Source organism: Pedobacter roseus, assembly GCF_014395225.1.
In the GTDB taxonomy this organism is placed as follows: Bacteria; Bacteroidota; Bacteroidia; order Sphingobacteriales; family Sphingobacteriaceae; genus Pedobacter; species Pedobacter roseus.
Map to the genome: position 1 here is coordinate 4,526,637 of NZ_CP060723.1, position 25,948 is coordinate 4,552,584.

Sequence of the window (25,948 nt, forward strand, 5' to 3'; positions counted from 1 at the left end):
TTGGTTTTATTTTACGAACTGAATATAGCTAAAATTATAACCTCCTGTAGCGGCCAGTATTTTAATTTTTTGTTTACCAGCCTTTAAAGTAATGTTTTTGATGTCGAAAGTCACAAACTTCTTTGCATCGCCCGTATTCGGAACAGCAACAGCCTTTGCCACTTCTTTATCATCAATTAAAATGGTTATCCTGCCCTCAGCATGATCGGCCGCGGCGTTAATTTTTAAGGTATAAACTCCTTTTTGCGCAACATTTACCGTGTATTGCAACCATTCGCCATTTTCGATGTGGTTTACATAATACTTTTCGTAACTGATCGAATCTTTGGCAATATCAACTCCATCGTTGCGGTAAATCCTGCCCAGGTTTCCAGCCGACCTTTTTCCGGTTGAAACATGATAATCGGCCGTATCCGTATCGGAATAAGCAAAACCGTTTTTACCCAGGTCGTAATCTACCGCATAAATAATGCTTTTATCTTTTATTACATTCGCTTTAAATGGCTTGGTTTCGTTGCTAAAAGGCTGACGGATCATGGCATCGATTACATCGCGGTGAATAATGGTATTCTCCAGTTTCGAATAAATGGCCAGTTCCATTAAACCACTGTACACATTGCTGTCTTTAGGTTTATTTCCGCCATTGTTCATGTACCTCACCAACGCATCGTAATTGGGATTTGATTTAATTTCCATCGGATTATTAGAACCGATTTTCTTTAACGGCCACCACGACCAGCCAATATTATTCTTTTCTAACAGGTGGATGGCATCGGTAAACCATACATTGGAGTTTTCTCCTGTCTCGCCCAACCAAACAGGAACATTTTGTTCATCGCGGGCTTTTATAATGTGTGCAATTGATTTCTGATCGTTATAATTCCAGTATTTGTGGTAACTCAATACCATATTTTTATCCCAAAGTGGAAAAATACCATTATAATTATTGCCCCAACCATTTCCTTCTATGATGATGATGTGTTTTTGGTCAACTTCGCGGATGGCTTTAGTAATTTCGACCATTAATTTACGTAATGGTGCATTCGTTTTTTCTTTTGTCCCATTTTTATCTTCTGTTGGATTTTCGAAACCATAATTCGGCTCGTTCAAAATGTCGTAAGCACCAATATATGGCTCGTTTTTATAACGTTCGGCCAGTTTTTTCCAAAGTGCAATGGTTTTTTGCTGATTGGCTTTACTATCCCATAAGTATGGTTTGGATGGATCGCGGTCGGCAATGTTCACATCATTTCCCTGTCCGCCGGGTGCCGCATGTAAATCTAAAATCAAATACATTTTATTGGCTTTACACCAGGCCAAAAGGCTATCGGTTAAAGCGAAACCTTTCTCCAGCCAGGTATTCTGTCCTGCAACCGGCTCTTTATCAACTGGCAGGGTATATAAATTGTAATGTATGGGCAAACGGATGGAGTTAAAGCCCCAGCGTTTCATCGAATCGACATCAATTTTACGGGTATGATTGGCCAGCCAGGCATCGTAAAATTCCTGGGTTTGTTTGGGGCCCATTAATTCTTCTATCCGCTCGCGGATCCTGTACTGCTGCGATTCTTTGTTGATTTTTAGCATGTAACCTTCCTGGAGCATCCAGCCACCTAAACCAATGCCACGGAGCAACACATTTCCGCCCTTTTCATTCACTATTTTTTTACCATCAGCTTTTAAAAAGCCCTGACTGAAGCCAGAAAATGAAAGGAGAGAGAGCAGAAAAATATATAAGATTGATTTTGTACAATTCATAAGGTTAGGTTTTAGATGATTACCAAATATAAGTAGCTACAGATCCTTTATCGAGTGTGGCAACCAATGTTTTACCATTCAAGCTGATGTTAAATTCAGTATTATTTTTGCCGCTGTTGGCTACAATTAAAACATGTTTTCCTTCCGGTGTTTTAAAAGCCACGTTTGGCAGCTCAGCTAAATCGTTTGTGGCAATCCGTAGCGAACCAGGGCGCACAAATTTAGAGGCATGTGCAATAGCATAATAGGCCAGGTTTCTGCTGTAATTATCTTTATCGATGGTTATTGCACCCTGGCACATGGAACAGCCTCCCCTATCGGTATATGGTTTATTTTCAGGATCGGCAGCAAGGTTCCACTCCAACACATTTTTGCTCCAGTTGCGGGTAGCACCGATAATTAAACGCCTAACCGGGTTTACAATGTTGATACTTTCCGAATTTGGCTGTTCGACCACCATTTGCTCGGAAAAATAAATGTTTTTATCGGGATGGACATTGTGCACATCGCTTAAGGCATCAATTTTACCGCCGTAGAGGTGAAAAGCAGATCCATCAATATATTTTTTGGCTTCGGGATCATCTAAAATGGTAATCGGATAATCGGGCCTGTCGGCATTATGATCGTATATGATAATTTTGGTTTTAAGCTTGTTTTTTGCAAAAGCCGGTCCTAAGAATTTCTTTATAAAAAGCGCCTGATCGGGTGCAACCATTAACAAACTTGGGTTATTGCCCGGGTGCAGGGGTTCGTTCTGAACAGTAATCGCATCAATCGGAATGCCCTGTTTTTGCATTTCCTGCACATAACGAACTAAGTATTTGGCATAAACCTCGTAATATTCGGGCTTTAACATGCCTCCACGGGCATCATAAGTGGTTTTCATCCATAAGGGAGGAGACCATGGCGAACCCATAATTTTCAATTTTGGGTTTATCGCAAGGATCTCCTTCATTACCGGAATGACGTCCGTTTTATCGGGGCCTAAATCGAATTTTGCCTGTGTTAAATCGGTTTCACCTTCGGGAAGGTCGTTATAAGAAAATACTTTTTCGTTTAAATCTGAAGTGCCAATGCTCAAACGGATATAACTTACACCAATGTTATTACCATCGGTAGAAAACAGTTCTTTTAATAAAGCAGCTCTTGCCGGTGCCGACATTTTAACTATGTGCTGTGCACTGCCACCAGTTAAGGCATAACCAAACCCGTCAATACTTTGAAAAGTTTCCTTTTCATTGACCACAATGGTTGGCTGATTGTTTTTTGCGGTAGAAAAACTTAAACCCGCAGCCTGTTTGGCAAATAAAACGGACCGATCGGCCCTGGTTAACCAAACATCTGCCTGGTTTTGTGCAACAGCTGAAAGGGATGAGCAGATAAAAATACAGGCAACAAAAAGCTGAAAGGGTTTTGTAGATGGCATAGGTAAAAATATGGTTCGGATTAAAAAAACAGGAAGAAAGATTTAGCTTTCTCCCTGTTAACAATTAAACGTTAAGCGTTATAGATGATAAGGATTTATTTTGTTCCGCCCCACTCTTTACTCTGAAGAAGTTTGGTATTGTTTAACTCGTTGATCGGAATTGGAAAAATCTCATTTTTACCTGCAACAAAGCCTTTTGATGCCAAAACAGTGGCCGCTTTACCCCATCTGATCAGATCCAGCCAGCGATGACCTTCGCCTGCAAGTTCTAAACGTCTTTCTTTCTCAATGTTATCCTGTGTTACAGCTACCGGATTTAAACCTACCCTTGCCCTAACTGCGTTTAACAGTTGATAGGCCCTGCTTCCTGTACCAACAGCGCCTGGGGTGGCATTCATGATCGATTCTGCTTCTAATAAATAAGTATCAGCCAGGCGGATTTCATAAATATCCTGCGAGAAGTTTAAATCGAAATTGGTTCCAATCGTTGTTTTGTTAGATTGTCTGGCAATAAATTTCCCAAGGAAATAACCGGTATTGTTATAACCTGGTGTATAACCCGGTCTTTTATTACCCGAACCTGCAGGTCCGTTGCCATCATAGTTTCCGATGATGTAATTTTTCTCCAAACTATCTAAATTGGCAACAGTTGCACCGTTTCGTGGATCGAAATGGATAAAATCAAAAAATGCTTTGGTAAATACCAGGAAGCTATAACCTGAGTAATAATCAGGAGCAGCCGCATTTGGATTATATCCCCGTGGTCCGGTAATGATGTTTAATAAATTCCCCTCAGTTGCACCTGCATCATTCCAGTTCCCTAAAGATGCACCTGTATGTACGATTTCTAAAATAGATTCACTGTTAAATTTATTGGATACTTTCCATAAATCGGCAAAGTTTGGCAATAATTTATAACCATAAGTAGGATTGGCCTGTCCTGGGGTCGGTCCGTTTACTATGGCAAACTGATCTGCAGCCAGCTGGTATTTTTTCTCCCACAAATAAACTTTACCCAATAAAGCCTGGGCAGCACCTTTGGTTAAACGACCACCTTCTGTAGCGGCAGGAACGGTATTTGGCAGCCCCGGAATTGCAGCAACCAGTTCTTTTTCTATAAAAGCATAAACATCTTCCTGAGGCACCTGGGTTACATTATACATTTCACTCACAGGAACTTCTGCCGTAAGCAGCGGAATATTTTTGAAGAACCGTACTAAATCGAAATAGAATAATGCCCTTAACGTTTTCGCCTCTGCAGTATAACGTGCTTTTGTAGTGGCATCCATTGATATTGCATCAATTCTTGAAAGCAGGATATTTGCGCGGTAAATACCGGCATAACCTTTATTCCAAAGATAAGTTTGTGGCCCAATTGCAGGGGTTAAAGTATAGTTGGAAATCACCTGAAGAGCATTGATATCAGTAGAACTACCACCACCAGCAAGCTGATCATCGCCAGCCACATCCATAATCGCCACCTTATCATATAAACCCCCATCCTGATAACCAAACCTGTCGTAAACCGATATTAATGCCGCAAGGGCATCGGCAGGGCTTTTATAATAATTATCAACCAGGATACGTTCCTGAAAATTCACATCTAAATCTTTTTTGCATGAATTCAGTAATTGAGCTCCAATTACCAATGCAAGAATATATTTTATTTTAGTTTTCATTTTTATCAATATTAAAATCCAACATTTAAACCAAATAAGAAAGAGCGTGCCTGTGGATAAGCGCCACGGTCTACACTGAATACTGCACCACCGCCGGCATCACTTGTAACACCCAACTCAGGATCGTAACCAGAATATTTGGTAATGGTGAATAAGTTCTCGCTCAGCACATAAACCCTTAGTTTCTGCATTTTTAGCTTTTCCGTAATTGATTTAGGGAAAGTATAACCCAATTGGATGGTACGCAACCTGAAATAATCACCTTTTTCAAGATAAACAGAGTTGAATTTAGAGTAGTTGCCATTCGGATCACCCTGTACAAGTCGGGGTAAGGTTGCACCCGTATTAGTTGGCGACCAGCTATCTAAAATTTTGGTCTGCCAGTTAGCCTGTGTACCAATATCCAGCCTTCTTAAACCCTGGAAAATGGTGTTTCCGGCCACTCCACTACCAAAAGCAGTAAAATCGAAGTTTTTGTAAGCCACATTAATGGTTAAACCATAACTCATTTTTGGAGCAGGGTTACCCAGGTAGGTACGGTCATCAACGGTAATGGCATTATCGCCGTTTAAATTGGCAAATTTCAAATCACCGGGTTTGGCATTTGGCTGTAGTTTCGTGCCGTTTGGACCAACATAACTGTCCACCTCTGCCTGGGTTTGGAATATACCCAATGTTTGGTAGCCATAAAACTCATTGTATGCCCTACCCAAAGTAGTTCTGGTAATGGCGCCCAAAGTTTGGAAACTTGCTGTATTATCTTCAATAAAGGTAACCCCTGGCAACAATTTGGTTACTTTATTTTTGAAGAACGATGCATTTCCGTTTATCCCGATGTTAAAATCACCGATTTTTTTACGGTATCCCAGTTCCAGCTCCACACCTGTGTTTTCCATGTCGGCCACGTTAGCCGCAAAAGAACCACTTCCGGTATAACCCGGTACAGGTGGGTTTTGTAAAATGCCAATTGTTTTTTTCTTGTACCAGTCAAAGTTTAAAGTGATGTTGTTTAACAAAGTTGCTTCGAAACCGATATCGGTCTGCCTGGTTTCTTCCCATTTCAGGTCCGGATTGGCCGGAGCATTCGGGCTATAACCTATACCAATTGTTTCGGTTGTACCAAAAGTATAATTACGGCCCGGACCAACAGTTGGAACATAAGAAAAATCGCCGATTAAATCCTGTCCTGTTACCCCGTAGCTACCACGTAGTTTTAAGAAGGTAAGCACATTGTTTTTAGGGAAGAAATCTTCCAATGTTGGTACCCAACCCACCGATGCTGATGGGAAATAACCGAATTTATGGTTGGCACCAAACCTTGATGATCCGTCTCTTCTGATCAACGCAGTAAATAAATATTTTTCGGCGTAGTTGTACTGTAACCTAGAGAATAGTGAATTTACCCTGTGGTCGGTTCCGTCTGATCCGCTGGTTGTTCTGGAAGCGGCCAAAGCATTGTACCTGAACGAAGCCTCATCAAAAGTTGTGGCCGGAATGTTTCCATAAGTACTGGTTACACCCCTGGCATTGTTATCTTTATAGGCGCCCTGACCAACCAATAAAGTAATGTTATGTTTATCGAAAACCCTGTTGTATGATACGGTATTTTCAAAATTATAGTTGATCAGATAATTCAGGTTCCGTGATAAAGTAGCCGTAGCATTTACACCACCCGGACCATTTCCCAAAAAGAATGCAGGAGTAAAAGTATCTCCTCCATAAAAAGCCAGTTTGGTACCCAATGTAGAACGTACGTGTAGACCTTTAACCGGCTCGATATCAACAAAAGCATTACCGATGATGTTGTGGTCCCAGTTATAATTACCCAACCTGGTTTTTTGGTAAGCCAAAGGATTTTTCATCTCCTGGAAACCACCGGCGGGAATCGAATAAAAATTACCATTATCATCTTTAAATCCTAAAGGGTTGTTTGGATTATACACCGAAGCCGCAGCAGTTGGATTATCAATTACGGCTGGCATAATCGGATCTAAGTTGATGGCAGAACTCAATACACCTCCGTACTCCCTGTTAGTTTCGCCGATACCACTGGTAACCGCATGACTGTAACCCAGGTTTTCGCCAATGGTAATCCATTTTGCAGGTTTATAAGTTGAGTTTAAACGGATATTGGCACGATTGAATTTCGAAATTGGCGTAGCCACAATACCATCAATATCGGTATAACCGAATGAGGTATAAAAGGTTGCCTTATCACTTCCGCCGCTGATGCTTACTTCGTGATTTTGTTTTGGGGCAGCATCGTTAAAAATCAACGATTGCCAATCGGTACCTACGCCGTATGAAGCCGGATCTGCATAAGGAAGCGCAACACCAGCTGCTGAAGCTGCCTGATTCCTTACTGTGGCATATTGCGAGGCATTAAGCATATCCAGTTTTTTCGCAGGGGCCTGCGTTCCATAATAACCGCTATAATTAATACTGATATTACCCGCTTTACCTTTTTTAGTGGTTACCAGGATTACCCCCGAGGCTGCACGTGCACCGTAAATGGCGGCAGATGCTGCATCTTTTAACACTTCGATCGATTCGATATCATTCTGGTTCAGGTATCCAATACCACCGTTATCGATTACCACACCATCTACCACCCAAAGCGGGTTATTTTTATCGTTACCGAAAGAAGTAAAACCCCTTAAACGTACCGTAGCACTCGAACCCGGCTGACCAGATGTTGCTGCAATAGTTAAACCTGAAGTTCTACCCTGTAAAGATTGCTCGATACGTACTACGGGCTGATTTTCCAGATCGGATGCTTTAACGCTCGAAATTGCCCCGGTTACTACACTTTTCTTTTGTGTTCCATAACCTACTACAACTACTTCTGATAAATCTTTCGAATCGGCTTTTAGCGATACATTGATGCGACCGCCTGCCGGAACAGTTACGGTTTGCGTGGCCATGCCAATCAGGCTAATGGTTAATTTGCTTCCCACAGGTGCCTGGATACTGAAAACACCGTTGGCATCAGTTGATGCGGCTTTCGTTGTTCCATCAAGCTTTACGGTTACGCCCGGTAACGGAGCGCCATTTTGTTCTGTTACTTTTCCTGTTACGGGAATATCCTGTGCCAGTAAGGCCATCGGAAAAACCAGAAAACAGAACATGAAGAATACGAATGTAAATCTTCCTCTCATAGAATTTAATTTTAAGTTAATATTTGGTTAGTTAACACCGTGGGCCTTGGTAGCCCATTATTAAAAATCAAATCTAGAGAGGTGTTATACAATAGCACAATTTAGCGCTACTACACGAACCATACAGCAGCCCTCAATTGAGTAAAAAAGAAAGAAATGAATCCCTACATAAGCCCTACAATGAGGCGATAATACAACTGATAAACAGACACTTAAATATTTAGCAAATAAAGGATCATGTTTGTAACAAAAACATTGAATTAAGGGTTCTTTTGGCGGGCTATTTCGATCAGAAACTCATATAAATTGGTTTCTGGTTTAAGCTGAAGTTTTTTTCTGAGGCGGTAGCGCCCAACTTCGATGGCTTTTATGGTCACATTCATCAGCTGTGCCATTTCTTTTGAAGAAAGATTCATGGATAAATAGGCACAAAACTTTAAATCATTCTGACTTAATTCGGGATAAAGGTCTTTAAGCTTATTAAAGAATTCGGTATTTACGTGGTTAAAATGCACGCTTAAATGATCCAGTTCCTGGTCCTTCTTTTCTACATCCCTGATCAACCTGATGAGGTGCCTGAAACTTGGCGAACTTTCGCTGATGTCGTGGTTTCTGATTACCGTAGAAATTACTTCTTTAATCTTGGCCAGCACCTTGCCACGCTGTACCAAATGCATGGTCATGGTAGAAAGTTCTTTGTTTTTATAGTTTACATCTGCTTCCAGTTTTTCGTTCTGCAGGCGCACAATTTCCTTTTCGTTGCGGTCTAACTCCAGCTGGTGGAGGTAACTCATCCGCTCCTGCTCTTTAATGTGTTTTTGCTTTTGCCACCTGATGATCAGCCTGATCAGTAAAACAATCAGGATCAGGTAAACCAGTTTCATCCAAATTGTATTATACCAGGCCGGTAAAACCACAAAGCTATAACTTACCACGGCCGATTCATTGCCAACATCGGTTCTTGCCTTTACATTAAAGGTGTATTTGCCTGCGGGTAAATTGGTATAGTCTTTTTCACTTTTAATACTCCATTCCGACCAGTCACGATCGAAACCAACCAACTGGTAACTGAATTTGATGTTCCTGTCGTGCTCAAACAAAGTAGAGGCATATTCAAAATGGATAGAATTTAAACTGTTTACATACTCGGGCAAACTGCTTTCATCCTGTTTATCGGCAATTACGCCCTTTTTCACAAAATAACCGCCAAAAACCGTACTATCTTGTTTGCCGAACAGTTTGATGGTACCCAATAATACATTTGGTTTGGTTATGTTTTCGATGTATTTATCATAATTGATGTGATAAGCTCCTTTATTGGCACCGATAAATATATTGTGACTATCTAATGCGTAAATGGATTCGAAACCGCCCACCACTTTCCCATCAAGCTCGGGCAGGTAAAATATGCTGAAGGCATTTCCACCGGAAGGTTTTCTGAAATCTATTACCCCAACTTTTTTATTGCTCACAAACCAGATATTGCCATCGTTATCTTCTTTCATGTACTGTATAGACACTCCGTTGAGCGCCTTGCCCAACAGCTTTAACCGTACAAACCGCTTTTTTGTTGCATCATACTCGTACACGCCATCAACCGTGGCAATTAAAACCCTGTTTTTTACATGGTACACATAATTATAGAGTTTAGATGGCAATCCATCCTTGTCGGTAAACATGGTGGTGCGCAATATGCTTTTATGATCGGGCTTTAATTCTATTTTATATACCCCATGATAGGGATGCGATGCCCAGATATGATCGGGATTATTATTATCAGCTACTATAAAGCGCAGGGTTTCTCTTAATCCTTCAATTTTACCCGCATTGGTAAAAGTACCGCCACTATATAACAGTCGCTGCAGCCCCCAATAGGTACCGGCAATAACCTCATTGCTCGGGTATACTTTATCTACCGTTTGGTACATCCAGGTGCCCGGTAAATTGTAAAGCGATCTGGCCGTGTTATCCTGAATCACAGAAGTGCCGTCCTCATGCGCCATCAGTAATTGATTGTTGATTTCGTCTAAACCCCACACCTGCCCTTTGGTATTTTTTACTTCCTCAAAATTTGCTGTAGAATAGCTTAAATCAGGTGTAGCAGCATTTAGTTTGGCCGTATATAATCCGTTTGAAGTGCCGATATAAATCGATTGGTTAAACTTTCTGAAAGCATAACTGGTAATCTGTTTATTCCGGTCGGGAAAAATGTTTTTTATGGCGCTGTTAATGGCCACGTATGCAATTCCATCATCCAAAGCCAGCCACATATTTTTATCCCGATCGAGCTGGATACCCCTTACATTGTTGTTCTGCAAACCTTCCCGGTAATTGTATTTCTGCACCAGTTCGCCGCGTTTATTCATGATGTACACCCCACCCGATGTGGTGCCCACCCCATACAAGTTTTGGTTAATCCGGCTGGCAAAATAAATCCGGTCGTTAAAAAAAACGGGATCGAGTTTCGTTTTTAATCGGCTAAGTTTATTATTGGCGATTAAAAAGAAGCCTTGTTTTAAGGTTGAAACCAGTAAAGTATCGCCTCCATAAGGCAAAATAGAAGTAACAGAAAACTGTTTTAAAAGGGTATCGCTACAAAATGGCTTCCATAAATCATGGTCGAAAACCATTAAGCCCACATCTTTGGTTTGCGAAAAAACTTTATTGTTCGCCATCCCCATAAACAGCCAGGTGGCATTTACTTTATAGCTTTTAACCATTCCATCCTTATAATGCAGAATGGCATTTACCGACCTAAAAAATACTTCGTCGTTAATGATGGAAATGTCCCAGATATCGGCCAGCTTACGCAGGTTTTCAGGGACGAGGTTTAATAAAGACGTATATTTTAAAATGCCATGTTCGTTCGGGTAATAGTAGCCAAATTCATCCTGTCCGCCAACGTAAATCCTGTTTTTAGAGTCGATGCCAATAGAGCGGACGGAGGTATAATTAGGCAAACGATACAGGTTCCAATACCGGCCATTAAAGGTGAGCAAGCCCTCATTGTTGCCGAAATATAAGATACCGTTTTTATCCTGTTTAACCTCCCAGTTCTGGATCCCGCCATTATATTGCTCGTTATTGTAATTTACAATCTGCGGAATACCCAAAAGATCCTGAGCGGAGGCCTGGTAACCAATCAGAAGGCATAAAACAGCAAGCAGAACTTTGTACATAAGGTTAGGGAGAATTAAACGCAATAATAAATATATAATTTTAATTCCTGCTAACCTTGTTAACAACCACCAAAGGAACTACGCCCTTTGAAATGAACCACGTTAATCACCTGAGAACATCTAAGGGTAATATTATTATCTACCGATTACAATACTCAGGTGCGCTAAAGTGACTAAGGTGGTAAAAAACAGAAAATAAGGTATTTTAATTTGAAGGGGAACGTTTGTGCAAATTAGTGTTGCTCCGGTCCCGCTTTCTCTGCAAGTCCTCACCCCGGGCTTTTCTTTTATCCGATAGCTATCGAATCGGAGCTAGGGTTGAGTGGGCAGCTACTAAACAAATGATAACTTTTGCTAATTTACTTTACTAAATGTGGTTCAACGGCTTTTCGCCAGATGGCATAACCCCTGGCATTCATGTGCAGCATATCTTCTACAAATAATTCCGGTCTAAGCTTACCTTCTTTGGTAAGCATTAATGTATAAACATTAACAAAGGTGGTATTGGCTTCTCCGGCTAAAAACTTTTTGATGAGTGCATTAGATGCCACTGCCTTCTCCTTAAATTTATCCCTGCTTGGGCTCGGTTTTATCGAAATGTAAACAATCGGTACGGTTGGCAATTTTGCCCTGATGGCCTGGTATAATTTGATGGTCCGGTTTAAAACGGTATCGGGTGTTACCGTTTCATTCGGCAGGTCATTTTCGCCAACATATAGTACAATCTGTTTGGGCTGATATGGAAAAACCACGTCATTTAAATAATAAGTAATATCATTAATTACCGCACCGCCTATACCACGGTTTAAGGCATTGTATTTTGCAAAAATCTGTGTGCAATCGTCCCATTTCCGGATTGATGAACTACCTACAAACAACACCGGATTAACGGGCGGTTTATACATTTGATCATACTTTTTAATGGTTTGCACATCATCCCAAAAGTTGGGTTTCTTTTGCGCAAAAGTGGTTATGGTAAAAAGAGAGAGCAGAAAAAGACTTAGGAATAATTTTTTCATATACATAAGGGTATTAAAGCGCACAATATACCAATATCCATAGTTTTGCGGGCAATTAATTGAATTTAAAGAGTGGTGAATGGTGTAAACTGGTTATCGCTTAACTGTAAAATTAAATGCATTGATTACTTATATGCCCTTATATGTCTGATATGGTAAAACAGCCTGATATTACTTGCGTGTTCATTTCTTATCCATCAAGCTATCGCGTGGATATTAAATTGTAAAAATTCTTCTACCGCTCTCTGCCGCGGGGCATCAAACTTTTGAGGCATCAAAAGTATGCAAAAATGCCTTGTCAATCCAGCAATGAGCCTTTTGCACAATCCCATGCGCATCAAAAAAACAGCGGCACTACGTTTTGTGTTCAAAATTTTCTTTTTAAAATTAAATCATCGTTTATGAACACAAAACCACTGCGTTTTAGCTTTGTTAGTACCAATTTAAATGAACTACACCTGTTTTTTTGATTTCCCGGCTCTTGGGATTGACAGCGTACTTGGTTAAAATCCGTGCTTTATTAAAGTTGGTTAGTAAAATGCCTAAAACATTCTTAAAAAAAGATGTGCCCAAAAGAATTTAACATAGCTGTTGGTAAGCCTGTCTGCGCTGATCATCTTAAATCTGCGGGAACAATATTTACAACTCGCCGATCATTAAGCCCTAAAAGCAGCATTAAACCAACTAAACTCCATTGATAAAACCGCAATATGCGCCAGTTTCTGTTTCGTAGAATGATCACTTTCCAACTCCATTTCATCAAGCTTTGAGATGCTATGATCAGGTGACGCAACAACACCGCTGAGGTTGTTTTCAATTTGGCTCACAACCACCGGATCAGCCTGTTCGGGTTTATGGTTAAGCGAAAGGTAAATGGAAGTAATAATGGCATTGATCTGGTAAATGGTTGATTGCACCCCATACAATGCATTAAAATCGATGTGTTTACGCATAGGCTCCTGACTGGCCGATTCAATCGCCTCGCTCAGGGCCGATAAACTCAGGTTGGCATCTTTTCTCGCCATCCGCGAAATGTTTTCGCTCAGGTTTTCCTTCCGCTCAATAGCCACTTTTAAATATTGTAAACAATCTTTTGTGGCTTTGTTAATTTTCTCCTTCAGCTGACGGCTGTCCCAGATAGGGAAAAGATAAGTCGCTAAAATGGCGATCACACAACCCAGCACGGTGAATAAAATCCGGTCATGCACAATGTGATCAAAATGCCCCTGATAACTGCCCAGTGTTAAAATCACCGCGGGGGTAATAAAAAGTACACTAACCGTATAATTTAAACGGTTAAAGGCATAAAAGCCAAGTAGAAAAATCACCGAAAAAGAAAGCAATACCGCAGGGTTCTTTATAAAATAAATCATTACCAAACCAATCACAATGCCTCCCAGACTTCCTTTTAAACGTTGCAGGTTTCTTTTCCAGGTAATCGAGAATTTCGGTCTTGCTACAATCACCAGGGTCAAGAAAAGCCAGTAGCTGTATTTACTCGGCTCCAGCTGCCAGATTAATAAGAAACCAAAAAGGAAACAGATGGCCAGCCGCAGCGAAAACCTGAAAATGGGCGATTTTAAGCTAAGGTGTTCTTTAATCGAAAAGCGATCACCGGTAATAAATAGAGGATAAGAAATGGCCCCGCTCAGTTCCTGCAGGTCTTTCTCTGGCGTACGCTCATTACCCCTGATCATTTCGATGATGCGCACAATATCGTTCATATTCGAAACCACCTTCAGCACAATTTTGCGCTGACTTTCGTTTAAACGTTCCATTTCCTGCAGCAGCATTAAACGTTTCTGATAATATTCGATATTGGTGGCCACCTCGCCTTTATAAGCCTTCGCCGAACGCACGTGCCTGCCCAGTTCTTCAAGCTCTTTCGCCAATAGTTCGATCAGGTTGGCAATCAGTTTTAAACTCGGTCCGGTAGCAAGGGTATTCCGCACGAGGGCATAATCATAGTGCACGGCATTCAACTGTTCGTATAAATCGATCAGTAACCTCGCCCGCTCCAGCAGCAGTTGCCCTTTGGGGTTATCGGGATTCATGGCGTACTTATCGGTAAGCAACAGGTTGCGGATCAGTTCGTGTTTCTGGTTAACCTTGATGTGCAGTTTAATGGCTTCTTTCTGTTGCAGATCGAGCGGTATATCCACATCATAATTCTTCGCTTTGGCATTTAAAAACACGGCACTGCTCATTAAACACTCGAAAATGGCATGGTGCAGCGAGCGGTAAGGCCGGATCAAAATCTGGATCAGGCTGATTACATAATACCAAACGCCACCCAGAAAAATATAACTGCTAAAATACAGCGGCCTTGCCGGGTGAAGCCCCATTACAAAGGTGCAAACAATCAAGGCCATGGTACCTATTAACGACAGTTTCTGTCCATACACCGCAAACATAGAACAACTGAAAGCGGCAATAACCACAATCACTGCAGTGAGGTACTGACTATACAATATAGACGACACTACCAAAGTAGTACAGAAAAATACAATAATACTTGATAAGGCTGTTTTGAGTTTGTTTAACCGGTTATCGGGCAAATCGGTTAAGCTGATTAATAAAGCCCCCACGCCTATTCCTTTTGCCGCTTCGGGATTACCCAGGTAAAAGAATAAAATAATGGGCAATACCACGGTAATGGTGGTGCGCAGCGCATCAGAAAAATACTCGCCTAAAAAGAAATATGTAATGGTAGAGCCGATGCTGTTTTTGCCCATGAATAAATTACAAGTTAGAAAGCCGCAAAGGTAAGGGATTATTTGGGATGGATACAGCACAATTGTAAACTGTAATTGTTAAGTCTTACTGATGACTCTCGGAGGTTTAAACTCTGGATCTTCAGACTAAGAGACTGTTGTTTTATCAACTGAACTAAGAGGTCTAGTTTAATAAATATTAGATGTAATCGATATGTTCATCCCACCGATTAACTCTATTATTTTTCGTATCTCCATAAGTCATAAAAGCTTTGCATCATTCATTAACTCTCTTTGCTAATTCAATAATTTTAAACTTATTTTGAAAAAATCTTTTTAATATCTATTTTACAAATCTAAATAACTCTCTATGTCAACTCTCTTTTACCAAATTATCTGGTTATCAATTTCGATTAATTCAATCAAATTTTAAAGTTTTATTACTTTAAAATATGTCCATTTTACCTTCTGTTCAAAAGGTTTTGGAATAACTTTCCTACCCACTAATTAATTTCAAACAAAATAATGGAAAAAATAAATAAACCTATTGGGCTACCTGATTGCAAGATCATAAATACCCTTATCTCAAAAGCAAATTCTAAAATAGATTATGAATTCAATTATGTTAATCATTTGGAGGAACTTAGAAAAGTCATCTCCATCGAAGTCTCCGCAATCAATCAACTTTTCCCTGAATATACTCCACATGATGAACACTATCATCTAAAGCGACTTTTTTATGTAGCAGATCAAATGCTAGGAGATGATGTTATTGAAAATATGAATGCAACTGAATTGTTTTTATTAGCATCATGTCTATATGGCCATGACTGGGGAATGGCGGTAAGTGAAGATGAAAAAGAAAGTATTTGTTCTGGCAAAAAAACAGAAAACCACATTCATCTCTTAGATGATGAAGCCCTCAGGTTCAAAGAATTCTGCAAAAACAAAAATATTGAAGCCGATAAGATAACGATATCTGACTGGCAAGAATATGTAAGGTTAACTCATGCCTTTAGAAGTGGAAAAAGAATTAAGCAGTATTTTGGATCCATTAGCTCGGGAATAGCTGAATTTGGTGCTAGGATTTGTGAAGGTCATTGGCTCGATTTTGATATTATTGATGATTATACTTCGTATCCAACAGATGCCTCCATACACCTAGAGATTGTAAACGTAAAAGCTCTAACTATTTATGTGCGACTAGTAGATCTTTTAGATTTAGGAGAAGACAGAACTCCATTTATATTATGGAAATTTGTTGCTCCTAGAAATAACTTTTCAAAGTTAGAATGGGCAAAGCATAGAGCCCTTCAACCGGTTACATTTCCAAAATACCAACTATCTAGGTTAATACAAGTTGATGGCAGTACAAACGATCAAAATGTTTACATGAGTATTCTAGATCTAAAAAGGTATGTTGATATGCAATTTAGACAGTGTCAAGATATTTTAAATAGAATTAACCATAGCTATCATAAACTTAACATTTCGCATATCGATTGGAGAATTGCGGCTAGAGGTTTTGAGCCCATTGCTATTCAATTTGAATTCGATAGAATTAGGATGTTTGATATTTTGAGTGATGATATATATCGCAGCAATCCTTATGTTTTCATCAGGGAATTGATGCAAAACTCTATTGATGCAATTTCTATGAGAAAAGAAATTCTTGAAAAAAAAGGATTAACATTTATACCCAAAATACAAGTGGACATTACTGAAACTGAAATTTATTATATAGTTCAAATCAGTGATAATGGAATTGGCATGGATGAATACGTAGTTCGAAATTATCTAGCTGTTGCGGGAAAAAGTTATTATAGAAGTATTGATTTTCGAAAAGAAGGACTAAATATGGATCCAATTTCAAGATTTGGTATTGGAGTATTGAGTTGTTTTATGACTTCTGATTTTCTAGAAATAGAAACCTTAAAAGATCCCAATACCACAAAAACCCAAGAAAGTCTTAGAATCGTTATTCCATCAAAGGAAAATTATTTTAAAGTTGAAAAAAGCTTAAATAATATAAATGTCGGAACAACATTTAAAGTGTTTATGATTAAGGATAAACTTCCAGTAGACAATAAAACAAGTAAGCCCATCGAGCTCGGAATAAGTGAGTATATAAAAAAAACTGCTGCCTTCGTAAAATATCCTATTCAAGTTACAGAACGTAATAGTACAATACTAATAAATAGTCCTAATCATAACAAACCATTAATTGATAACGAATATAGAATTAGTTATGATTTTCCAATAAATAAGGCAATAGTTGCTCAAGATATCGATGTCGTAAATGAATACTTCAAAGAGCAGAGATTTTATATGAAAGAAGATCTTGGCTTAATGGATTTTGATGGCTGCTTAACTTATCTAATTCCCAAATCTGATGATATTGACATCTTAAACAGTGCGTTATCCTGGCCGACACGAGAAATTAGCCTTATAGATTACAAGAACAAAATAACGGAAAGAAAAAAAATAAAATGGGAGGATCAATGGATTTCTTTCAGTAGGGGAAACAATAATAAAGATAAAACAGCTATTAATGACAGAAGCTACAGCGTATACATGGACGGTATTTTGCTTCAGGACATTAACAGTCCTGAAATTAAATTGGATATTGATCAAGAGGATGAATCACACACTGATTATCGTATGTCTATGTTTGACACCTTTATTAATCCTCAGCTTACCGTCAATATTCCAAAACCTTTAGGGATGAAAATTGATTTAGCTAGAACCAATATTGAATCCAATGAAAGGTGGGATAAACAGATCTGGTTAGCATTAATTGATAATTTAAAAGAATTTCTTATTAAACCAATACTAATAAAAACACCTCAGGAAAGGCTACTCTCATTTGCCAAATTACTGACGTTTTATAAGCTCAATAGTAAGATTTTGATAGAACATTTATTACCCATATCAACATACCCACTTCCATTCATATCAAGTCAAGGGATTTTAAATTTTAACGAAGTATCGAAAATTGACATTATAAAAGTTGCTCCCATAGAATTTGCTGCCCATTTTTTTGATCTAATTCAGGCTAGTTATATAAACTATGAGAAATATGATGGTGTTTTGAGACAATATATCGGAGAAAATGTAACGTTTGATTTCTCGAGTGATGATCATTTCATTGACACACCTGCTTCACTATCAAATATGAGCAATTTGAATAAATATTTTTTAGATAGTAATTATTACCTTAAAGCAATTGAATTTATAAGCTCTCCTTTAGGCATAAAGTTTCCATTAGTCCAGGAAATCTTTGAAAAAAAAGACAAGGAAGATCATAAAAATATTGAATTTAATAATTTAATAAATTCAGATTTATCAAATATTACGCCATATACATTATCTCAAATCAATAAACTATTGAAGAAAAATTTTGATTCTTTTCCGGTATTAACTAGCTTTCCACAACCCTACGAATCAAAAATATTTTTTGGTTTTAAATATCTAAACATAAAAAATGACTTAGCTAAGTTTTTTGTTTATATATGTCTATATATAATAAATGTCAAGTCCGACAAAAAAGAGCTTAATGAAATAACTGGCAAAATTATGGATATGATTCATGAGGTACCATTTATAAAAGAATATTATTCACTAAGTCAGAAAAATAATATTGAAGGATTTAATGAAAAAATTGATAAATTATTTCATTATGCGTTAGAGCATAACATCCATATGAGAAAAATAGACAAATTTAAAAAAATAACTATAAAGGATTTTGTAGAGAATTCTATAACTGTCAGTGGAACTACAAAAGTTATTAGCGGATATATCGAAACTAAAAAGTATCTAACAGGAAAATTAAACTGGGGTCAGGTAATAAAATAAGTATCAATCTCCTCCAATAGCGCAAGCCTAAGCCCTTGCAACGGCCATCATCTCTATCGCGACGTCCCGACGTTAAGTCGAGAGAGAGAGATTTGCCTCGAGATAGGCTTAGCTTCGTTGAGCACCTCACGGTTCTCCACTTCGTTGCCCCCGATAGCTATCAGGGCCGGCCGAAATGAAGCGTCGAGAGGGATAAAAGCCATAAACACTAAAAAGATTGGGCTGTATAAAAACAGCCCAATCTTTATTAATCCTTGTACCTTTCTTCTCTAAAACTGCAATGGCTCAACGTATTGCAGATGATATAATCAATAATTTCGATGTTTACCTCTGAGCATGTAATAAAACAGCTATTTACAAAGAGTTCATCGAGTTGGTTAACCTTTATGCTTTTAACATCACAATAGTTTAACACCAGTATGCCATAAGCATTGCAGGCAACGGCAAGGCCAGCCAGTTGCTGTATGCAATTGATGGTTTTTGCCTGCCGTTTTAGCTTTTGCCAGCAAAAAACCTCGTGGGCTTTGTTCACAAACAACACATACCATTCGTTAGCATTGCCGGTTAAGTGTTTGCCACGGAGTTGTTTTAAAAATTGAATTGAATTTTTGGCCTCATTTACGTTTACGGGCCTTTTCAGTGCTCGATAACTGAACTCCAGTTCAGCTAAAGCAATTTGATTTTTTGTTGGTTGCATTTTGTGAAAAATTAAATACATGCCCAACTGTGTTCGCGGTATAAATATAGCACAATTAAATTTAGCAGGATGAAAATTTCCGGAAAAGATTGCTTCACTCCACCTCAGCAGCCCTGCCCTTCGGTTTGCAATGACGAAGTGGGGGATTAATTACTGTTAACAGACTTATATTAAAAAGTTCGTCATCCTCGCGCAGGCGGGGATCTTAAAGCGACTAGCTTATCGCATTAGGATTCCCAATCAACCCGATAGCTATCGGGTTGGGAATGACGTATCGCGCTGAAATAGTGATCGAACAAAGACGTTCTGTTAATAATACCGATTATACAATAAATTTAAAGTCGAAATGACGCGATGAGGGTCAATTCGCTATAGTACACCAAACCTCGGTCCTCTGTCTTCCGACATCGGACTACCCAGCCAAATCCCAATCATCAAATCTCAATTATAAGACAAACTCAACTCCAAACTAAAAACTCTCAACTCCAAACTAAAAACTCCCAACTCCAAACTAAAAACTCCCAACTCCAAACTAAATTTGACGGTAAATAACCATTTCATTATCTTAGTACTATCCCTTTTTAACTGTGCATCAATTATTTTCTATCCGCACGGTTAATCAAATCATCCCACATTTTATTAACGGGTTTTATTACCCATAAAATTTAAAGGCTATGGCTTTATATGGTATGATAAGGGAACCTCCATTATCGAATTTTATTTACACAGGTCCTTTTGAAAGCAGTAAAAGGGCAAAATGCAATGAAACCTCCCTGCCATGGGCGGCAATAAATCATTGTGGCAATGAAACCTCCCTGCCATGGGCAGCGATAAATCATTGTGGCAATGAAACCTTCCCGCCGTGGGCAGCGCCAAATCATTGTGACGATGAAACCTTCCTGCCGCAGGCAGCAGCAAATCATTGTAAAACAGTATAACACAACTATAAACATTAAAACTACCATGATTAATACATTGTTATTACAACCGCTCAGAAATGCGGAGTATATCCAGTATTTAACTGATACCCTTAATATCGTATCGAAAAATAATCCAACGGCACTTAATGTTAGTGCACAGTACGATGCGCTGCTTGCAGCAAAAGATGATATTGAAAAACTGTTCAAAATCAGTCAGGCCAGTTTGGTAACTGCAGAAATAGAGGCTTTGGATAAGCGGCGCGATGATGCCATAAACGGTATCAGTCTGCAGGTACAAAGTTTAGCCTACAGTGCCGATGTTGCAATAAACCAACACGGCCAAACTTTAAGTGCGCACCTGGCATTATTTGGCACTGGTATAGCTAAAGAAAATTACCAGAGCGAAACCACCATCCTCCGCAATATTGTTAACGATTGGAAAAATAAAGCCGAACTGCAGGGAGCCGTTACGGCTTTAAACCTGGGCAACTGGTTAACCGAACTGGAAACAGCCAATAATGATTTTAGTACGGCTTATGCCAAACGTAACGAAGAACTGGCCACCGCACCAACCGAAAAACTTAGAGAACTGCGCAACAAAGCAAACGAGCTGTATTACAAATTGCGCACACGGATTAATTCGAACCTCGATATTAACGATGGTGCAGAGCCATGGGCATCGACCGTTAATTTGCTAAACCAGAACATCAGCACTTATACCCTGTTGCAAACCCGCCGCGCAACAGGTAAGGGTGGGGAAGCACTTACACCAACCATTGTTTAAAAGTAAACAGCAGATGAAAAAGAGCTATAGTAATGTAGCTCTTTTTTATTAATTTGTGCTTTATAAATAAGCAAGAATGAGTAATCATAATTACACTTCTAATGTTGGCTGGTTTAGCTTCAGATCAGCTAATGGTTGGGTATAATATTAGTATCTAGACAAAGACCCGATGTACATTCAAAAACTATCCATTGACATAAAGACCAACACAAACAAGGATGACCTTATTGAACAGTTCGGTTTGCTTATGGCTTTTTATCGTGGCAACGGGCAAACACAAGGAAAAATAGAATCTCAGTATATCGATATGAAATTAAACTCAATAAAATTACCGCACATGATCTTAATAAAAGAAAACGAATACAAGCTAACATGAATACAACAAGTAGTTTGACCAATGATTGGTTTCGTTATGATAAAAAGTATTTATTCGGATTTGGAAATAGCTATAAAAAGATTTGTAAAGATGTATTGTTAAAACTTGATATTGCGGAAGAATACTGGAAAGATGGAGAAGTTAATGTGTCTGAATAAAATAAAAATAATTTATCTTTTTATAAAATGAGTCAAACTGAAAATTATTTACAGAGAGCCTGGTCTGATGCAATGGATAATGTGAACATCGAAGATATTAAAGTTGCCATCGAAGAGCTTAAAGAAATGGATGATGAACACGGGGCAATTTGGGTGAGTGTTATTAAAAATGATGAAAATGTTATAGAAGTGGAGAAAGACTTAACTACTTATATTCATTTCGAAGCCCAGGAAACAATTAGTAGAAAGTTAAATTCGTGGGAAGAAGTAATTGAACTTTATAAACTCCTGCTTGATGAAAAATTCGACGACATCATTAGCCTTTTTAAGGAAGAGCAAAAATAGTAGATAGATTTCCCGGCTACGCTGTGCTCCGCTCGAAATGACGATCTGGGCGGTTAATAACCAATAACCAAATGTCAATTTTCAAATAGCAAACCTCTAAACAGGGCAGATTGCTTCACGCTACTGCTCATTCCTACCCTTCAGTTCGCAATGACGAACAAACTCCGAACCCTCAATTACAAACTAATTTAACCATTCTCAAAACAATTGCTGGTTAAAAGAATTGTATTTATACACCAATAACATTGAATATGAAAACGAAAGTAATAATCTTAGTTGCCGCATTAGGTTTAGCCTTATCGGCATGTACAGGTAAAAAAGCTGGTGAAGAAAATGCCGACACGATGCACAAATACACAGATACCAGCAAAATGATGGACAGTACACATACCGATTCTACAGCAGATTCGACCACGAATGCTCCGGCCGATGTTAAGCATTAAAAACGAATAACACACTTCCAACAGATCAGCGCTTCGGTTCGCAATGACGATTAATATATTATATTCATCATAACTCTGCGCTGATCATCTTAAATCTGCGGGAGAATATTAAGCTAAGGTTTCCCGCTGATCTCACAGATTACGCAGAAACCCCAAACTCTGTGCCCTCTGTGCCTTTCTCTGTGATCTCTGTGGTTAAAAACGTGAAAAGTCCGAAAGTTGGGAGACCGAAGTCCGAAGATAATTTTGCAAAAGAATAACCGCTCAACTCTGCGTCCTCTGTGCCTTTCTCTGTGATCTCTGTGGTTAAAAACGTGAAAAGTCCGAAAGTTGGGAGACCGAAGTCCGAAGATAATTTTGCAAAAGAATAACCGCTCCACTGCGTCCTCTGTGCCTTTCTCTGTGATCTCTGTGGTTAAAAACGTGAAAAAGTCCGAAAGTTGGGAGACCGAAGTCCGAAGATAATTTTGCAAAAGAATAACCGCTCAACTCTGCGTCCTCTGTGCCTTTCTCTGTGATCTCTGTGGTTAAAAAGACTACTCCGCTAATTTCTTTTTAATCCCTTCTGTCAGTTTTTTCACTTTCATATAACCTGCCAAAGAACTGTTCCTTTTATCAAAATTAATCTCCAACCAGCCTTTTTTGGCCTTCAGGTTAAATTTATCATCTCCGTTTAAATTTACAAACAGATCAATATTCTGATCCAATGGAAGTTCGTTGTTCAAGGCACTATCGAGGTATTTTTCCAGTTTAGTTGTTTTGTTTTCATCATACTTTGCTTCAAATTTAAAGTCGGTATTGTTATCCATCGTACTTAGCGATAAATTCCCTTCACCATTGTGACAGCCATATATTAAAGCGGCAAATAAAATTGCGATACTGTAAAAAATATTTTTCATATCAATTGGTTAACTGGTTAATTGTTCAAATTGGTTAATTGGAGAGCAAATTGAATCTAGACTCACGACTCCAAACTCACCTATCCCCCCGCTCTGTTCTTAATATCATCTGCAGCTGTTTTCCGGTTTTGGTTTGATTTTAAATTCTGGTTACCAAAGCTATAACTGATATTGAACGAAGCCCTTCTGCTAATGTAATTGTTCTGAACCCTTAAATTTACATTTTGATAATCCAATGTCCCTTTCCAGTAATTGGTCTGGAAAATATCGTCGACGTTTAATCTAAGTTTTAAAGCTTTGTCTAAGAAACTTTTCTGCACCCCCATGTTCAGGGCATTCTGATAAATAATGGTCCGTTCCAAACCGCGTACCCGGGGAGAATTTAACCAGAAATTGGTTTCCAATGTCCAGTTATCCGGCAAAGTTATGGAGCTGCTGATATTAAAATTATACGATACTTTACTCAACATAAAAGGAGCTCCTTCTAAATTATCATCGTTAAATTTGTTATAAAATAAACTAAAATTGTTCTGCAGGTTCCACCATTTGGTAATGGCCAGAGGAAAATATAATCCGGCTGTATAATATTGTCCGCTGCCTATGTTGCCCTGTCCAACCGTAACAATCCTGGTGCTATCGTTTTGTGCGGTTTTACTATCCAAAATGAGGTCTTTTGTTTTTGAGTAACCTAAAGAAAATGATAATCCACTTTTATAATTATAACTCACTTCGAAATTATTGGTAAACTGAGGTTTCAAATATGGATTGCCCTGTTGTATCGTGTAAGGATCCATGTAAAAATTAAAAGGATTTAACTGCTGGTAATTGGGACGATCTATCCGCCTGCCATACGAATAACGTAAATTACTGCTTTCCGAAATTTTCTGACTAACAAAAACCGTTGGGAATAACGATAAATAATGCTGTTTTGCCACGGTATTATTGGTTACCGATGTCCCGGTTGATTGGGTGTACTCTGCCCTTAAACCCGCCTGAATTTGCCATTTACCCATATCTTTAGATACATTTGCATAAGCTGCATTCACATTTTCCTTATAAATAAAGTTATTGCTCTGTCCTACAATATTCTGCCATTCGTTGTTGAGAAATGCCGACGACAGAAAATCATTATTGGTTTTAACATAAGTACTTTTCAGGCCGGTTTCCAGCTTGGTAGTTTTTGATAATGGCCAGGTGAAATCGGTTTTTGCCGCATAAATGTCAATGGCTGTTTTACTATCATTTTTAATGATCGTATTGTTGTACACCACCCCTTTTTCGTCGTAAAAATTGGTATTAAAATTTTCCAGACCAGAATAATCAAAACCAGAGTAATCGGCATCGAAATTTAAACTCGCGCCTTCCTTTTTAAAATCGTGTTTGACATTAAAATTTACGCTGTAATTTTTGTTTGGTGTATTGGCATCAGAATATTGGATTAATGAATTGTTGCTTACTACACCAGCCTGAGTTTCATTTATAAATGTTTGAGAGAAATTATCCAGTTTACGCGTACTGGTACTGCCATCCAGCATCATCCCGATCGTAGTTTTTTCACTGGCATAATAATCTGCACCCACTTTTGCAGCCAAACGCGATCCGGTATATATTTTTTGAAAATTTTGATTAAATGCACTTTGCAAACCATTGGAATTTGTACTCCTATCTAAAAATAAGTTCGAAAAGTTATTGTTTTTAGAGGCATTTGCGTTGGTATAAAAATTCCATTTTTCTACACGGTGATTTAAATTAAAATTAAGCTCCGATCCGTATATATTAGTTGGCAGATTAGCCCTTATCGCATTACGATAGGTTGATGAGAGGCTTCCGTTTGTACCAAATGCTTTATTCTTTTTCAGTTTAATATTGATAATACCTGAATTGCCCGCCGCATCGTATTTGGCTGATGGATTGGTAATAATTTCAATGGTTGCAATCTGGCTACTGCTTAAATTATTTAAATAAATGGTTAAATCTGATGCCGATAAAAAATTGTTCTTTCCATCAATCATCACCATCACCCCCGATTTATTGTTCAATAAAATCTGTTCGTTCTGCCTGTCAAGCTGCACACCTGGTGCTTTCTCTAAAATTTCGAGAGCGGTACTGCCTGATGAAACAATACTGTTTTCTACATTCAGCACCGTTTTATCGATCTGGTGTTCAACAAAAGGTTTTCTACCTTGTACGCTTACTTCTTTCAGTTGTTTAGTTAAACTCTCGATGCTGATTGCAGGTAGATTTAAATCTCCGCTAAGCGAAAAACGATCTGTTTTTTTGCTTTTAAAACCAACTATCGAAACCGAAAGTACATAATCGCCGCTTTTTAACTGGTCGATGTTAAACTCACCATCTATATTGGTTGATACACTTTTGGCGACAGTGGTGTCCGGATAATTCAGCACCCGAACAATGGCAAACGGCACTGCGACCGTCTTATCATCAACGATTTTACCCGTGAGTTTATTTAATTTTTGGGCAAAAGAAGCCCCACACACCATTAGGCATGCAATTAGCGTAAATAATGTTTTCATGGTT

General features: G+C 38.7%; 16 protein-coding genes. 6 read left to right on the forward strand and 10 right to left on the reverse strand.

What is annotated here, in order from left to right; genetic code table 11:
• Nucleotides 1-6: 6 nt before the first annotated feature.
• The 7 genes from H9L23_RS18590 to H9L23_RS18620 form a co-directional block, all read right to left on the reverse strand.
• Nucleotides 7-1,758 carry a cellulase family glycosylhydrolase gene (locus H9L23_RS18590; RefSeq protein WP_187591753.1) on the reverse strand — a complete coding sequence of 584 codons (1,752 nt, stop codon included), beginning with the start codon at nucleotides 1,756-1,758 and terminating at the stop codon, nucleotides 7-9.
• Nucleotides 1,759-1,777: 19 nt separating this feature from the next.
• The gene (locus H9L23_RS18595; protein ID WP_187591754.1) at nucleotides 1,778-3,184 is read right to left on the reverse strand and encodes a glycoside hydrolase family 30 protein; all 1,407 of its coding nucleotides are present in this window, start codon (nucleotides 3,182-3,184) and stop codon (nucleotides 1,778-1,780) included.
• Between the two features lie 95 nt (nucleotides 3,185-3,279).
• Nucleotides 3,280-4,863, reverse strand: a complete 1,584-nt coding sequence (locus H9L23_RS18600; protein ID WP_187591755.1) for a RagB/SusD family nutrient uptake outer membrane protein — start codon at nucleotides 4,861-4,863, stop codon at nucleotides 3,280-3,282.
• 11 nt (nucleotides 4,864-4,874) lie between these two features.
• Nucleotides 4,875-8,021 carry a SusC/RagA family TonB-linked outer membrane protein gene (locus tag H9L23_RS18605; protein ID WP_187591756.1) on the reverse strand — a complete coding sequence of 1,049 codons (3,147 nt, stop codon included), beginning with the start codon at nucleotides 8,019-8,021 and terminating at the stop codon, nucleotides 4,875-4,877.
• Between the two features lie 260 nt (nucleotides 8,022-8,281).
• On the reverse strand, nucleotides 8,282-11,200 hold the full coding sequence (locus tag H9L23_RS18610; protein ID WP_187591757.1) for a ligand-binding sensor domain-containing protein: 2,919 nt from the start codon (nucleotides 11,198-11,200) through the stop codon (nucleotides 8,282-8,284).
• A 359-nt stretch (nucleotides 11,201-11,559) separates the two neighbouring features.
• On the reverse strand, nucleotides 11,560-12,219 hold the full coding sequence (locus tag H9L23_RS18615) for a GDSL-type esterase/lipase family protein (RefSeq protein WP_187591758.1): 660 nt from the start codon (nucleotides 12,217-12,219) through the stop codon (nucleotides 11,560-11,562).
• A gap of 656 nt (nucleotides 12,220-12,875) precedes the next feature.
• A complete protein-coding gene (locus tag H9L23_RS18620) occupies nucleotides 12,876-14,954 on the reverse strand; it encodes an FUSC family protein (protein WP_187591759.1) in 2,079 nt (692 codons plus the stop codon).
• Nucleotides 14,955-15,458: 504 nt separating this feature from the next.
• On the opposite strand from H9L23_RS18620, the gene H9L23_RS18625 reads away from it, so the two are divergent.
• Nucleotides 15,459-18,788: an HD domain-containing protein gene (locus H9L23_RS18625; protein WP_187591760.1), complete on the forward strand. Its 3,330-nt coding sequence runs from the start codon at nucleotides 15,459-15,461 to the stop codon at nucleotides 18,786-18,788.
• Between the two features lie 247 nt (nucleotides 18,789-19,035).
• Here H9L23_RS18625 and H9L23_RS18630 read toward each other — a convergent pair whose 3' ends face one another.
• On the reverse strand, nucleotides 19,036-19,485 hold the full coding sequence (locus H9L23_RS18630) for a JAB domain-containing protein (RefSeq protein ID WP_187591761.1): 450 nt from the start codon (nucleotides 19,483-19,485) through the stop codon (nucleotides 19,036-19,038).
• Between the two features lie 674 nt (nucleotides 19,486-20,159).
• Between H9L23_RS18630 and H9L23_RS18635 the strand changes: the two genes are divergently transcribed.
• The 5 genes from H9L23_RS18635 (at nucleotide 20,160) to H9L23_RS18655 (ending at nucleotide 22,511) form a co-directional block, all read left to right on the forward strand.
• Nucleotides 20,160-20,423, forward strand: coding sequence for a hypothetical protein (locus H9L23_RS18635; protein WP_187591762.1), 264 nt, complete (start codon nucleotides 20,160-20,162; stop codon nucleotides 20,421-20,423).
• A gap of 25 nt (nucleotides 20,424-20,448) precedes the next feature.
• On the forward strand, nucleotides 20,449-21,189 hold the full coding sequence (locus H9L23_RS18640; RefSeq protein ID WP_187591763.1) for a DUF6261 family protein: 741 nt from the start codon (nucleotides 20,449-20,451) through the stop codon (nucleotides 21,187-21,189).
• A gap of 372 nt (nucleotides 21,190-21,561) precedes the next feature.
• The gene (locus H9L23_RS18645; protein ID WP_187591764.1) at nucleotides 21,562-21,723 is read left to right on the forward strand and encodes a hypothetical protein; all 162 of its coding nucleotides are present in this window, start codon (nucleotides 21,562-21,564) and stop codon (nucleotides 21,721-21,723) included.
• A 27-nt stretch (nucleotides 21,724-21,750) separates the two neighbouring features.
• Nucleotides 21,751-22,068, forward strand: coding sequence for a hypothetical protein (locus H9L23_RS18650; RefSeq protein WP_187591765.1), 318 nt, complete (start codon nucleotides 21,751-21,753; stop codon nucleotides 22,066-22,068).
• Between the two features lie 251 nt (nucleotides 22,069-22,319).
• Entirely contained in the window at nucleotides 22,320-22,511 is a 192-nt protein-coding gene (locus tag H9L23_RS18655; protein WP_025145291.1) for a hypothetical protein, read from the forward strand.
• Nucleotides 22,512-23,047: 536 nt separating this feature from the next.
• Here H9L23_RS18655 and H9L23_RS18660 read toward each other — a convergent pair.
• Together H9L23_RS18660 and H9L23_RS18665 are read right to left on the reverse strand one after the other, a co-directional pair.
• Nucleotides 23,048-23,410, reverse strand: a complete 363-nt coding sequence (locus tag H9L23_RS18660) for a hypothetical protein (protein ID WP_187591766.1) — start codon at nucleotides 23,408-23,410, stop codon at nucleotides 23,048-23,050.
• Between the two features lie 80 nt (nucleotides 23,411-23,490).
• Nucleotides 23,491-25,944: an outer membrane beta-barrel family protein gene (locus H9L23_RS18665; RefSeq protein ID WP_187591767.1), complete on the reverse strand. Its 2,454-nt coding sequence runs from the start codon at nucleotides 25,942-25,944 to the stop codon at nucleotides 23,491-23,493.
• Between the last annotated feature and the right edge of the window lie 4 nt (nucleotides 25,945-25,948).

Excerpts from the sequence above, each read along its gene's own strand:
- H9L23_RS18610 (WP_187591757.1), bottom strand. The coding sequence starts at position 11,200 with ATGTACAAAGTTCTGCTTGCTGTTTTATGCCTTCTGATTGGTTACCAG.
- H9L23_RS18655 (WP_025145291.1), top strand. The coding sequence starts at position 22,320 with ATGAAAACGAAAGTAATAATCTTAGTTGCCGCATTAGGTTTAGCCTTA.
- H9L23_RS18595 (WP_187591754.1), bottom strand. The coding sequence starts at position 3,184 with ATGCCATCTACAAAACCCTTTCAGCTTTTTGTTGCCTGTATTTTTATC.
- H9L23_RS18635 (WP_187591762.1), top strand. The coding sequence starts at position 20,160 with ATGGCTTTATATGGTATGATAAGGGAACCTCCATTATCGAATTTTATT.
- H9L23_RS18615 (WP_187591758.1), bottom strand. The coding sequence starts at position 12,219 with ATGAAAAAATTATTCCTAAGTCTTTTTCTGCTCTCTCTTTTTACCATA.
- H9L23_RS18600 (WP_187591755.1), bottom strand. The coding sequence starts at position 4,863 with ATGAAAACTAAAATAAAATATATTCTTGCATTGGTAATTGGAGCTCAA.
- H9L23_RS18665 (WP_187591767.1), bottom strand. The coding sequence starts at position 25,944 with ATGAAAACATTATTTACGCTAATTGCATGCCTAATGGTGTGTGGGGCT.
- H9L23_RS18605 (WP_187591756.1), bottom strand. The coding sequence starts at position 8,021 with ATGAGAGGAAGATTTACATTCGTATTCTTCATGTTCTGTTTTCTGGTT.
- H9L23_RS18640 (WP_187591763.1), top strand. The coding sequence starts at position 20,449 with ATGATTAATACATTGTTATTACAACCGCTCAGAAATGCGGAGTATATC.
- H9L23_RS18620 (WP_187591759.1), bottom strand. The coding sequence starts at position 14,954 with ATGGGCAAAAACAGCATCGGCTCTACCATTACATATTTCTTTTTAGGC.
- H9L23_RS18660 (WP_187591766.1), bottom strand. The coding sequence starts at position 23,410 with ATGAAAAATATTTTTTACAGTATCGCAATTTTATTTGCCGCTTTAATA.
- H9L23_RS18625 (WP_187591760.1), top strand. The coding sequence starts at position 15,459 with ATGGAAAAAATAAATAAACCTATTGGGCTACCTGATTGCAAGATCATA.
- H9L23_RS18630 (WP_187591761.1), bottom strand. The coding sequence starts at position 19,485 with ATGCAACCAACAAAAAATCAAATTGCTTTAGCTGAACTGGAGTTCAGT.
- H9L23_RS18650 (WP_187591765.1), top strand. The coding sequence starts at position 21,751 with ATGAGTCAAACTGAAAATTATTTACAGAGAGCCTGGTCTGATGCAATG.
- H9L23_RS18645 (WP_187591764.1), top strand. The coding sequence starts at position 21,562 with ATGAATACAACAAGTAGTTTGACCAATGATTGGTTTCGTTATGATAAA.
- H9L23_RS18590 (WP_187591753.1), bottom strand. The coding sequence starts at position 1,758 with ATGAATTGTACAAAATCAATCTTATATATTTTTCTGCTCTCTCTCCTT.